Origin of the sequence: Kitasatospora indigofera (genome assembly GCF_014655955.1) — a bacterium.
GTDB classification, from domain to species: domain Bacteria; phylum Actinomycetota; class Actinomycetes; order Streptomycetales; family Streptomycetaceae; genus Kitasatospora; species Kitasatospora indigofera.
In genome coordinates this window covers 93,781-104,034 of record NZ_BNBO01000030.1, presented here as the reverse complement: position 1 = coordinate 104,034, position 10,254 = coordinate 93,781, and the positions used below count along the sequence as shown (strand labels likewise).

The following is a 10,254-nucleotide window of genomic DNA, read 5'->3' as shown; positions in this document are numbered from 1 at the left end:
CCGCACGCCGCTGTCCAGCGCGGCGTGCGGCGCCCTCCGGCGTGCACGGCCGGTCCCCCGGCGGCGCCGGGCCCCTCCCGTGCGGCGCCGCCGGGGGACCTAAGGGGCAAAGCGGGCACCCGAGGGCTCACGCGATAGCCTGGGAGGCGATTGAGCGGGGCCGCGTCAGGCCGAGCGGCCCGCCAGCGCCCGGGCGCGCCCCGGGCGTCCGACGAAGCGAGGGGTAGCCCGACCGTGCGCATTGCCAGGTTTTCCGTCCGAGAAGGCCGTGCCGTGGAGGGTGGGGCCGCCGCCGGCAGCGTCTCCTTCGGCGTGGTCGAGGGTGACGCCTCCCAGCCGGACTCCCTGGTCCTGCACGCGATGGCCGGCCACCCCTTCGGCCAGCCGCAGCTGACCGGCGAGAGCTACCGCATGCAGGACGTGCGCCTGCTCACCCCGATGCTCCCCAACAAGATCGTCGCGGTCGGCCGCAACTACGCGGCGCACGCCGCCGAACTGGGCAACGCCGTCCCCGACGTCCCGTTGACCTTCTTCAAGCCCTCCACCGCGGTGATCGGCCCGACCGAGTCCATCGCGTACCCGCCGTTCTCCTCGGACGTCCAGCACGAGGCCGAACTCGCCGTGGTCATCGGGCGGATGTGCCGTGAGGTCCCGCTGGAGCGGGTCCCCGAGGTGATCTTCGGCTACACCTGCGCCAACGACGTGACGGCCCGCGACGTCCAGCAGCGCGAGGGCCAGTGGGCCCGCGCCAAGGGCTTCGACACCTCCTGCCCGCTCGGGCCGTGGATCGAGACCGAGCTGGACCCGGCGGACCTCGCCATCACCTGCACCGTCAACGGCGACCTGCGCCAGGCCGGCCGGACCTCCCTGATGGTCCGCTCGATCGCCGAACTGGTCGTCCACATCTCCGAGGCGATGACCCTGCTCCCGGGCGACGTCATCCTCACCGGCACCCCCGCGGGGGTAGGCCCCATCAACGTCGGCGACGAGGTCGCCGTCTCCGTCGAAGGCATCGGCACTCTCACCAATAAGGTCATCTCGCGTGGATAAGGCTGTAAGCGTGGCTAACGCACCCGCAGACCTGGACCCGACGGTCCGGGTCCGCTTCTGTCCGTCCCCTACCGGCAACCCGCACGTCGGCCTGGTCCGCACCGCCCTCTTCAACTGGGCCTTCGCCCGCCACCACGGCGGCACGCTGGTCTTCCGGATCGAGGACACCGACGCGGCCCGCGACTCCGAGGACTCCTACAACCAGCTGCTCGACGCCATGCGCTGGCTCGGCTTCGACTGGGACGAGGGCCCGGAGATCGGCGGCCCGCACGAGCCGTACCGGCAGTCGCAGCGGATGGACATCTACGCGGACGTCGCCCGGCGCCTGCGCGAGGCCGGCCACGCGTACGAGTGCTACTGCAACACCGAGGAGCTGGACGCCCGCCGCGAGGCCGCCCGCGCGGCCGGCAAGCCCTCCGGCTACGACGGCCACTGCCGTGTGCTGACGGACGAGCAGATCGCCGTCTACAAGCTGGAGCAGCGGCAGCCGATCCTGCGCTTCCGGATGCCCGACCGGACCATCGCCTTCGACGACCTGGTCCGCGGCACGCTCAGCTTCGAGCCCGAGAACGTGCCGGACTACGGCATCGTCCGTGCCAACGGCGCCCCGCTCTACACCCTGGTCAACCCGGTGGACGACGCCCTGATGGGCATCACCCACGTGCTCCGCGGCGAGGACCTGCTCTCCTCCACCCCGCGGCAGATCGCGCTGTACGCGGCGCTCGCCGAGATCGGTGTCGGCAGCGGCGCCACCCCGCGCTTCGGCCACCTGCCGTACGTGATGGGCGAGGGCAACAAGAAGCTCTCCAAGCGTGACCCGCAGGCCTCGCTCAACCTCTACCGCGAGCGCGGCTTCCTGCCCGAGGGCCTGCTCAACTACCTGGCCCTGCTGGGCTGGTCGCTCTCCGCCGAGGACGACCACTTCTCGACGGACGAGCTGGTGGCCGCCTTCGACATCGCGAAGGTGAACGCCAACCCGGCACGCTTCGACCTGAAGAAGTGCGAGGCGATCAACGCCCGGCACCTGCGCGAGCTGGCCCCGGACGAGTTCGTCCGCCGGCTGGTCCCGTACCTGCAGGCGCCCGGCCTGCTGCCGGCCGAGCCGAGCGCCGAGCAGCTCGACCTGCTGGCGAAGGTGGCCCCGCTCACCCAGGAGCGGATGGTCGTCCTCAGCGAGATCGTCAACATGGCGGGCTTCCTGTTCGTCGCCCCGGCCGACTTCGCGCTGGACCCGGAGGACGCCGCCAAGGTCCTCACCCAGGACGCCCGTCCGGTGCTGGAGGCCAGCATCAAGGCGCTGGAGGCGCTCGGGGACTTCACCCCCGAGCCGATCCAGGCCGCCCTGCGCGAGGCGCTGGTGGACGGGCTGGGCATCAAGCCCAAGTTCGCCTTCACGCCGCTGCGGGTGGCGGTCACCGGCCGCCGGGTCTCGCCGCCGCTCTTCGAGTCGATGGAGCTGCTCGGCCGCGCCGAGACGCTGCGCCGGCTGGTGGCCGCCCTGGACGCCGTCCCGGCCGCCTGAGCACCTCCCGCGCCGCCTCCCTGCGGGCGGGCACCCGGCCGTCCGGCCCGGTGCCCGCCCGCAGGGCGTTCCCGCAGCTCCCGGGGGTCGGCGGGTACCCCCTCGTGGTTATCGATTTTGGAGCGGCGCCCGGCATCGGGTAATGTTCTTTCTGCGCCGCCCGGGAGGGAACGGCGAGGGACCAGAAACCTCGTCAGCACCGAACCTCAGGCGCAACACCGAGCAAGGCCCCGCAGGGGTTGAACTCAGGTGGGGTATGGTGTAATTGGCAGCACGAGTGATTCTGGTTCATTTAGTCTAGGTTCGAGTCCTGGTACCCCAGCGCAGTACGAGCACCATCGCAGTACAAGCCCCCGTTGTGTAGCGGCCTAGCACGCTGCCCTCTCACGGCAGTAGCGCCGGTTCGAATCCGGTCGGGGGTACTGGTCCCGCAAGGGGCCGAGCAGGGCCCAGAGCAGTACCCAGTAGTATCGAGCAGTACAAGCCCCCGTTGTGTAGCGGCCTAGCACGCTGCCCTCTCACGGCAGTAGCGCCGGTTCGAATCCGGTCGGGGGTACCAGATCCTTACCACTGTCACCATCCGGACGATGTGAAACCCCGGAGGCGGCGAAGTCGGGATCACTAAGTTTGCCCCCGTTGTGTAGCGGCCTAGCACGCTGCCCTCTCACGGCAGTAGCGCCGGTTCGAATCCGGTCGGGGGTACCAGAGCAGGAAGGCCGGTGGGCTCGCCCATCGGCTGAATGCTTTGTTGGGGTATGGTGTAATTGGCAGCACGAGTGATTCTGGTTCATTTAGTCTAGGTTCGAGTCCTGGTACCCCAGCCAGTTGTTCAGAAGGTCGCAGGCCCCGGTCACCGGGGCCTTTTTGCATTTCCGGGAATTTCCGCCGTGCGCATTTCCGGCGGAATTCGGCGCGGGTCGGGCCCGGCCCCGCCGCCGTCCGGCGCCACCGGGCCCGACCTGGCCGGACGGGCCCCCACCGGCGCCCGCCGGGACGCCGGTGCGTTGCGTGCGCCGGACCGGTCCGCGGGTGTACGTCCGGTCCTCGGACCACGGGGCGGGCCGGCCGGCCCGGAAATGCCCGGGTGCCGGCCCCGGAAACCCCTGGCGGTGCGGGTCGCGGGCGGTACCGGAAACGGGTCCGCCCCCGGAGATGACCCGGGGGCGGACCCGTTTTCCTGTCGTTGCCGGCCGCGGCTGCCCGCCGCGGCCCGTGTTCAGCTGCGGCCCGTGTTCAGCTGCGGCCCGTGTTCAGCTGCGCCGCAGGGCCTCGGTGAGCCGGTTGGCGGCCTCGATGATGGCCTGGGCGTGCAGACGGCCCGGGTGCCGGGTGAGGCGCTCGATGGGGCCGGAGACCGACACGGCGGCCACCACGCGGTTGGAGGGGCCGCGGACGGGCGCCGAGACGGACGCCACGCCCGGCTCGCGCTCGCCGATCGACTGGGCCCAGCCGCGGCGCCGCACGCCGCTGAGCGCGGTGGCGGTGAACCGGGCGCCCTGCAGCCCGCGGTGCAGGCGCTCGGGCTCCTCCCAGGCCAGCAGGACCTGGGCGGCGGAGCCGGCCTTCATCGGCAGGGTGCTGCCGACCGGGACGGTGTCCCGCAGGCCGGAGAGCCGCTCCGCGGCGGCTACGCAGATCCGCATCTCGCCCTGCCGGCGGTAGAGCTGTGCGCTCTCGCCGGTGACGTCGCGCAGGTGGGTCAGGACCGGGCCCGCGGTGGCGAGCAGCCGGTCCTCGCCCGCCGCGGCGGAGAGTTCGGAGAGTCGGGGGCCGAGAATGAACCGGCCCTGCATGTCCCTGGTGACCAGGCGGTGGTGTTCGAGTGCGACGGCGAGTCGGTGGGCGGTGGGCCGCGCCAAACCGGTGGCGGCGACCAGCCCCGCCAACGTGGCGGGGCCCGACTCCAGTGCGCTCAGCACCAGAGCGGCCTTGTCGAGAACGCCGACGCCGCTAGAGTTGTCCATGCCCTGATACTGCAGTCTCATTCCGCGAGACGCAAGTTCAATCTTCCAGGAAAAGCGCCACTCTTGAGGGAGCAGCCCGGAGGAAACCCCCGCCGACGCCGACAACAGCGGCGCGCAGGGGGACGACGAACCGGCGTGCAGGTTGCCCGGCGCGAGCCTCACCAGGGCGGCAATGGCAGTGACCTCGACCACACGAGAAGGCCGGCAGAGCGGCCGGCTGGAGGGAACCCGATGGGACGGACACTCGCAGAGAAGGTCTGGGACGACCACGTCGTCCGGCGCGCCGAGGGCGAGCCCGACCTGCTCTTCATCGATCTGCACCTGCTGCACGAGGTGACCAGCCCGCAGGCCTTCGACGGCCTCCGGCTGGCCGGCCGCAAGGTCCGCCGGACCGATCTCACGATCGCGACCGAGGACCACAACACCCCCACGCTGGACATCGACAAGCCCATCGCCGACCCGGTCTCCAAGGTGCAGCTGGAGACGCTGCGCCGCAACGCGGCCGAGTTCGGCGTCCGGATCCACTCCCTGGGCGACGTCGAGCAGGGCGTCGTCCACGTGGTGGGCCCCCAGCTGGGACTGACCCAGCCCGGCACCACGGTGGTCTGCGGCGACTCCCACACCTCCACCCACGGCGCCTTCGGCGCGCTGGCGTTCGGCATCGGCACCAGCCAGGTCGAGCACGTGCTGGCCACCCAGACGCTGCCGCTCGCCCCGTTCAAGACCATGGCGATCACCGTCGAGGGCGAGCTGCCCGAGGGCGTCACCGCCAAGGACCTGATCCTGGCGATCATCACCAGGATCGGCACCGGCGGCGGCCAGGGCTACGTCCTGGAGTACCGCGGCTCCGCCATCCGCAGCCTCTCCATGGAGGCCCGGATGACCATCTGCAACATGTCCATCGAGGCGGGCGCGCGGGCCGGCATGATCGCCCCCGACCAGACCACCTTCGACTACCTGGAGGGGCGTCCGCACGCCCCCAAGGGCGAGGACTGGGACGACGCGGTCGCCTACTGGAAGACGCTCGGCACCGACGAGGACGCGGTCTTCGACCACGAGATCTTCATCGACGCCACCGAGCTGACCCCGTTCGTCACCTGGGGCACCAACCCGGGCCAGGGCGCCCCGCTCGGCGCCAACGTGCCGGACCCGGCCTCGTTCGCCGACCCGCAGGAGCGGGTCGCGGCCGAGAACGCGCTCAAGTACATGGGCCTGGAGGCCGGTACGCCGCTGCGCGAGGTCAAGGTCGACGCCGTGTTCGTCGGCTCCTGCACCAACGGCCGGATCGAGGACCTGCGGGCCGCCGCGGCCATCCTGGACGGCAACCGGATCGCCGACGGCGTGCGGATGCTGGTCGTCCCCGGCTCCGTCCGGGTGGCCCTGCAGGCCATCGAGGAGGGCCTGGACAAGGTCTTCACCGCCGCCGGCGCCGAATGGCGGCACGCGGGCTGCTCGATGTGCCTGGGCATGAACCCGGACCAGCTGGCCCCGGGCGAGCGCTGCGCCTCCACCTCCAACCGCAACTTCGAGGGCCGGCAGGGCAAGGGCGGACGCACCCACCTGGTCTCGCCGCAGGTCGCCGCCGCCACCGCACTGCTGGGCCGGCTGGCCGCACCCGCCGACCTCACGTCCGACATCACCGTGGAGGCCTGAGCCGCATGGAGAAGTTCACCACCCACACCGGCCGGGCCGTCCCGCTGCGCCGCAGCAACGTGGACACCGACCAGATCATCCCGGCCCACTGGCTGAAGAAGGTCACCCGCACCGGTTTCGAGGACGGCCTCTTCGAAGCCTGGCGCAAGGACGAGTCGTTCATCCTCAACCAGCCCGAGCGCGACGGCGCCACGGTGCTGGTGGCCGGTCCCGAGTTCGGCACCGGGTCCTCGCGCGAGCACGCCGTCTGGGCGCTGCAGAACTACGGTTTCCACGCCGTCATCTCCTCGCGCTTCGCCGACATCTTCCGCGGCAACTCGCTGAAGAACGGCCTGCTCACGGTGCTGCTGCCGCAGGAGACCGTGGAGCGTCTCTGGGCCCTCACCGAGGCCGACCCGACCGCCGAGATCACGGTGGACCTGGAGGCCCGCGAGGTGCGCGCCGAGGGCGTCACGGCGGCATTCGAGCTGGACGACAATGTCCGCTGGCGGCTGCTGAACGGCCTCGACGACATCAGCATCACCCTGCAGAACGAGGGTGACATCGCGGCCTTCGAGACCACCCGTCCGGCCTTCAAACCGCGTACCCTGCCGGTCCTCTGAGACCGCGCTTTCGGTGACCTTCCGCGATGGCCCGTCCCCCCTCGGGGGGGCGGGCCATCGCGGCGTTGCGGGGCCGACTTAGGGCCTGACGTGGGCTCCCGATAAACCCGCGCGCAGCACAACTCCGCGCAGATGGCACAATCAGTACATGCACCGGCACCATGAACCTCCGTACGCGGGGCGCGAACCCGCGTCGTCGGAGACCACGGGCCGGGGAGCCGAACGCCGAATTGACGATCGGCCGGACGACGACGGCACCTCGCCGGACGAGGTGCCGGACGACCCGGAAGTCGCAGCGCTCTTCGCGCTCGTGGCCGAGCGGTTGAAGCAAGCTCACGCCCGCGTGCATGCGCTGAACGTGTCTGCCGATGCAAAGACCGCTCTCACCCGTCAACTGCTGATCGTCACCGAGGCCGCCAAGCGCGATCTTCCGGAGGCGGCACGGCGGTTGAGTCGCTTTGTCCAGGACCTCGACGAGGGGCCCCCGCCCGTCCGCTGAGGTCGCAGACGCGCAAATCCATTGCGACACTAGGGTGATTCGCGCGTTTGGTAATTGAAAGTCCGCAGATACATACCTAACGTGCGAATTGAACGGATGGAATCATCCGGCGCCCGTTTCTGAAGGGGAAGACGTGAACAAGGCTCAGCTTGTCGAAGCGGTGGCCGAGCAGCTGGGCGGTCGCAAGGCTGCCGCAGAGGCCGTCGACGCAGTGCTCGACACCATGGTGCGTGCCGTTGTCGCGGGTGACCGGGTCTCGGTCACCGGCTTCGGCACCTTCGAGAAGGTGGAGCGCTCCGCGCGTTTCGCCCGCAACCCGCAGACCGGCGAGAAGGTCAAGGTCAAGAAGACCTCGGTGCCTCGCTTCCGCCCCGGCCAGGGCTTCAAGGACCTGGTGAGCGGCAGCAAGAAGCTGCCGAAGGAGGGCCCGTCGGTCAAGAAGGCCCCCAAGGGTTCGCTCACCCCGGGCAAGTCCGGCACGACCGCCGCCGTCAAGCGTGCCGCCACCAAGCGCGCCGCGACCGCCGCCGCCGCTGCCCCGGCCGCGACCAAGAAGACGGCCGCGAAGAAGACGGCCACCACCGCCGCCGCGAAGAAGACCACGGCCACCACGGCCGCCACGGCCAAGAAGGCGGCCGCGGTCAAGAAGACCACCACCGCCGCCGCGAAGAAGACCACGGCCACCACCGCCAAGAAGGCCGCCGCCGTCAAGAAGACCGCGGCCACCCCCGCCCCCGCGGCCAAGAAGACCACGACGGCGGCCAAGAAGGCCACCGCGGTCAAGAAGACCGCCCCGGCCAAGAAGACCACCACGCGCAAGACCACCGCGCGCAAGACCACCGCGAAGTAGTCCTTTCGCACGGTCCCCGGGCGACGACCCCGTACGGGGTCGTGAGCCGTGGCGGCCCGCCCACTCGGAACTCCGGGTGGGGGGCCCCCACGGCTCTTTTGCGTGCGCCGCGCGCTCCTGCGGCCTCGGGGTGGCCGGGGCGGCCCCGGGGGCGGTGGCCGGTTGTCCGGCCGGTTGTCCGGCCCGATGTCCGGCCGGTGACGCGCGGTCCGGGCGTGACCTGCCCGCCCGGCCCGGGCGGGCAGCCCGGCGGCCGCCGTCGGCCGCCCGGCCCGCGACGGCCCGGCGCCGTCACCGGGTCAGCGGCGTTCGACCGGGAACTCGTACGCGATTTCCCACAGGGCGTCGGGAATGACGATGTCGGCGGTTTCCACCGCGCGGCCGTCCAGGTCGAAATAGGTCCGTTCGACCAGCGTGACCAGGTCGCCGGCCGAGATGCCCAGCAGGTGGGCCTGTTCGGTGGTGGCCCGGCCGGGGCGGGGGAGTTCGACCGCGAAATCGACCACCACGCCGATCGAGGCCATGCGCTCCACCACGCCCCGGCCCGCCAGCGGCCCGAATTCGGGCATCAGCACCGGCGTTCCGTCGGTGACGGCCATCGGCTCCCAGCTCTCCGCGAGCTGGGCGGGCCGGCCGTCGGCGAGGAATTCGTAGCAGGTCCGCACGGTGAGGTCGCCCGGGGCGATGTTCAGCCGCTGGGCGACGTGTTCCGGCGCCGGGGTGCGGACATGACTGTTCGACTCCCAGCTGCCCGTTCGGCCCTGTTCGCGCAGCCGGGTCCGGAAGGGTGAATCGGTGTGCCGGTCGCTGAGCCGGGCGCGGACCATCCGGGAGCGCTCGGTGGGGGTCCTGACGTAGGTGCCGGATCCCGCCCGCCCCTCCAGCAGGCCTTCGGCGATCAGCCGTTCCTGGGCCCGCTGCAGGACGTTGGCGCCCACCCCGTAGGCCAGCGCGAGCTGCGCACGGGAGGGCAGGCGCTCGCCGGGCGGCCATTCGCCCTCGGCGATGCGACGGCGCAGGTCGTCCGAGATCTGCAGGTACGGGGGCACCTCTGAGGGCATCTGGCTCTCCCGGCGGCAGGCTCCGCGCCTGCCGGTCGCGGCAGGGCGGGTATTTCAGCGTTGACAATCTAATGCATCAGGTGGAATCTAATGCTTTAGATTCACAGTCTGTGACTGTCTGCTCTCGGGGAGAGTCGGTGCGTGCCCACACCAAGGCGTTTGACCTGGCGGTTCGTCTCGCAGTGGCGGCGGGCACCCGGGCCCGCGTCCGGTGCCGGCGGGAGGGCGGCTTCCTGGTGGAGGCGGCGGTGCCCGGAGACCTGGGGGACGAGGCGCACGGCGCGGTGCTGGCCGTGCTGGCCGGGGCCGACCGCTACGGGCACCGGTACACCGACGCGGCCCAGGCGGTCTGGGCCGAACTCGACGAGGAGGACGAGGAGTGGGAGCAGCCAGGGTGAAGAGCGACGGGAGCGACCGGGCCGGTGGCGCGGTGACGGTGGAGATCGAGGACATCGCCGAGCCGGCGACCTTCAGCAGGCTGCCGGACGCGGTGGCGGCGCTCTGGGAGGCGCTGCGGGTGCTGCCGCTGGGCTGGACCCAGTACGAGGCCTACCGCCACTTCCTCGGCCCGGGCGCGGTCCGGCGGGTGGAGGAATCCATCGAGCGGGACGGCGAGTTGAGTCTGAGCTTCCGGCTGGCCGGCCGGCTGCACCTGGTCCGGATCGCCCCGGCGGACCGGGCCGGGCCGGCGGGGGGCCGTGGGCGCTCGGCGTGACGGGCGGCCGGGGGCCGGGTGACCGGCCCCCGGGCTCAGAGCATCGGGTCGGAAAGGCTCAGAGCATCGGGTCGGGAAAGGTCTGCAGGGTCACGAAGACCACCCGGCGGGCCTCGCCGTCGCCCTCGGTGCGGATCCGCACCCGCTGGCCGGGCCGCAGCAGCCGCAGGCCGCCGGCGTCGAACGCGGCGGTGTCGAACGGCACCGGGGTGCCGTCGTCGAGCAGCACGGAGCCCGCCCGGGTGTCGGGGTCGAAGGTGAACGCGGTGGCCTGCATGCGAGCAGCATATCGAGCGCCGGTCCGCCCGCGGAGGCCGAGCGGGGCGGCGGGACAGCGG

11 protein-coding genes and 5 tRNA genes are annotated in these 10,254 nt (G+C 71.6%); 13 read left to right on the top strand and 3 right to left on the bottom strand.

Annotated elements, in window-relative coordinates:
- Nucleotides 1-234: 234 nt before the first annotated feature.
- The 7 genes from IE329_RS24130 (at nucleotide 235) to IE329_RS24100 (ending at nucleotide 3,396) form a co-directional block, all read left to right on the top strand.
- Nucleotides 235-1,050: a fumarylacetoacetate hydrolase family protein gene (locus IE329_RS24130; protein ID WP_190213048.1), complete on the top strand. Its 816-nt coding sequence runs from the start codon at nucleotides 235-237 to the stop codon at nucleotides 1,048-1,050.
- A gap of 10 nt (nucleotides 1,051-1,060) precedes the next feature.
- Nucleotides 1,061-2,572 carry a glutamate--tRNA ligase gene (gene gltX / locus IE329_RS24125; protein WP_190213047.1) on the top strand — a complete coding sequence of 504 codons (1,512 nt, stop codon included), beginning with the start codon at nucleotides 1,061-1,063 and terminating at the stop codon, nucleotides 2,570-2,572.
- A 250-nt stretch (nucleotides 2,573-2,822) separates the two neighbouring features.
- Nucleotides 2,823-2,894: transfer RNA gene (locus tag IE329_RS24120), tRNA-Gln, on the top strand.
- 27 nt (nucleotides 2,895-2,921) lie between these two features.
- Nucleotides 2,922-2,994: transfer RNA gene (locus tag IE329_RS24115), tRNA-Glu, on the top strand.
- Nucleotides 2,995-3,055: 61 nt separating this feature from the next.
- A tRNA-Glu gene (locus tag IE329_RS24110) sits at nucleotides 3,056-3,131 on the top strand.
- A 70-nt stretch (nucleotides 3,132-3,201) separates the two neighbouring features.
- Nucleotides 3,202-3,277 (top strand) — tRNA-Glu (locus IE329_RS24105).
- A gap of 44 nt (nucleotides 3,278-3,321) precedes the next feature.
- Nucleotides 3,322-3,396, top strand: a tRNA-Gln gene (locus IE329_RS24100).
- Nucleotides 3,397-3,822: 426 nt separating this feature from the next.
- Here IE329_RS24100 and IE329_RS24095 read toward each other — a convergent pair.
- Entirely contained in the window at nucleotides 3,823-4,536 is a 714-nt protein-coding gene (locus IE329_RS24095; RefSeq protein ID WP_030306825.1) for an IclR family transcriptional regulator, read from the bottom strand.
- Nucleotides 4,537-4,767: 231 nt separating this feature from the next.
- On the opposite strand from IE329_RS24095, the gene leuC reads away from it, so the two are divergent.
- The 4 genes from leuC to IE329_RS24075 all read left to right on the top strand — a co-directional run bounded on the left by leuC (nucleotide 4,768) and on the right by IE329_RS24075 (nucleotide 8,140).
- Nucleotides 4,768-6,189, top strand: coding sequence for a 3-isopropylmalate dehydratase large subunit (leuC, locus tag IE329_RS24090; RefSeq protein ID WP_073926026.1), 1,422 nt, complete (start codon nucleotides 4,768-4,770; stop codon nucleotides 6,187-6,189).
- A gap of 5 nt (nucleotides 6,190-6,194) precedes the next feature.
- Entirely contained in the window at nucleotides 6,195-6,791 is a 597-nt protein-coding gene (leuD, locus tag IE329_RS24085; RefSeq protein ID WP_190213046.1) for a 3-isopropylmalate dehydratase small subunit, read from the top strand.
- Between the two features lie 271 nt (nucleotides 6,792-7,062).
- On the top strand, nucleotides 7,063-7,290 hold the full coding sequence (locus IE329_RS42220; protein ID WP_073926024.1) for an SCO5555 family protein: 228 nt from the start codon (nucleotides 7,063-7,065) through the stop codon (nucleotides 7,288-7,290).
- Nucleotides 7,291-7,423: 133 nt separating this feature from the next.
- The gene (locus IE329_RS24075; protein WP_190213045.1) at nucleotides 7,424-8,140 is read left to right on the top strand and encodes an HU family DNA-binding protein; all 717 of its coding nucleotides are present in this window, start codon (nucleotides 7,424-7,426) and stop codon (nucleotides 8,138-8,140) included.
- A 299-nt stretch (nucleotides 8,141-8,439) separates the two neighbouring features.
- Here the strand turns inward: IE329_RS24075 and IE329_RS24070 are convergent, their stop codons facing one another.
- Complete coding sequence (locus IE329_RS24070; protein ID WP_190213044.1) at nucleotides 8,440-9,201, bottom strand: GntR family transcriptional regulator; 762 nt, start codon at nucleotides 9,199-9,201, stop codon at nucleotides 8,440-8,442.
- Between the two features lie 137 nt (nucleotides 9,202-9,338).
- On the opposite strand from IE329_RS24070, the gene IE329_RS24065 reads away from it, so the two are divergent.
- Both IE329_RS24065 and IE329_RS24060 read left to right on the top strand, forming a co-directional pair.
- Nucleotides 9,339-9,599, top strand: coding sequence for a hypothetical protein (locus IE329_RS24065; protein ID WP_190213043.1), 261 nt, complete (start codon nucleotides 9,339-9,341; stop codon nucleotides 9,597-9,599).
- Entirely contained in the window at nucleotides 9,581-9,916 is a 336-nt protein-coding gene (locus IE329_RS24060) for a hypothetical protein (RefSeq protein ID WP_190213042.1), read from the top strand. Before IE329_RS24065 ends, IE329_RS24060 begins: the two co-directional genes overlap by 19 nt.
- 58 nt (nucleotides 9,917-9,974) lie before the next feature.
- On the opposite strand, the gene IE329_RS24055 is transcribed toward IE329_RS24060, so the two are convergent.
- A complete protein-coding gene (locus IE329_RS24055) occupies nucleotides 9,975-10,193 on the bottom strand; it encodes a hypothetical protein (protein WP_190213041.1) in 219 nt (72 codons plus the stop codon).
- Nucleotides 10,194-10,254: the final 61 nt, after the last annotated feature.

What these genes read in the sequence shown, in the direction of transcription:
- IE329_RS24095 (WP_030306825.1), bottom strand. Translation starts at nt 4,536, where the DNA reads ATGGACAACTCTAGCGGCGTCGGCGTTCTCGACAAGGCCGCTCTGGTG.
- leuC (WP_073926026.1), top strand. Translation starts at nt 4,768, where the DNA reads ATGGGACGGACACTCGCAGAGAAGGTCTGGGACGACCACGTCGTCCGG.
- leuD (WP_190213046.1), top strand. Translation starts at nt 6,195, where the DNA reads ATGGAGAAGTTCACCACCCACACCGGCCGGGCCGTCCCGCTGCGCCGC.
- IE329_RS24070 (WP_190213044.1), bottom strand. Translation starts at nt 9,201, where the DNA reads ATGCCCTCAGAGGTGCCCCCGTACCTGCAGATCTCGGACGACCTGCGC.
- IE329_RS24055 (WP_190213041.1), bottom strand. Translation starts at nt 10,193, where the DNA reads ATGCAGGCCACCGCGTTCACCTTCGACCCCGACACCCGGGCGGGCTCC.